Source organism: Bradyrhizobium uaiense, assembly GCF_010811875.1.
In the GTDB taxonomy this organism is placed as follows: Bacteria; Pseudomonadota; Alphaproteobacteria; order Rhizobiales; family Xanthobacteraceae; genus Bradyrhizobium; species Bradyrhizobium uaiense.
Window position 1 is genome coordinate 1 of record NZ_VKHP01000794.1, and the last position, 248, is coordinate 248.

Annotated in this window: 1 protein-coding gene; it reads left to right on the forward strand. The window is 63.7% G+C overall.

Features of this window, described 5'->3' with window-relative positions; genetic code table 11:
• Window positions 1-57: 57 nt before the first annotated feature.
• The coding region (locus FNJ47_RS55155; protein ID WP_430649493.1) for a DUF6932 family protein at window positions 58-248 on the forward strand (191 nt) is incomplete at its 3' end.

The following is a 248-nucleotide window of genomic DNA, read 5'->3' on the forward strand; positions in this document are numbered from 1 at the left end:
CGAGGTCAAGCGGAAGAAAATCGACGTGAAAGGAGGCCTTGACCTCGGCTCTCCCCAATACCGGTCGGTTGGCCTGCCAAAAGAGTCCGAGGTCGTGCAGAGTCCTGGCATGCGGCGGCCGGCGAAGGGCGGAGGTCGATCCTCCGAGGATGGCTGCTGCACAGGAAGGCGCTCAGGGCCGTCGGTTTCGGCACGGGCTTTCAGTGGATCGACGGGAGCTTCGTGGAGAAGGGCAAGGAGCCGAAGGA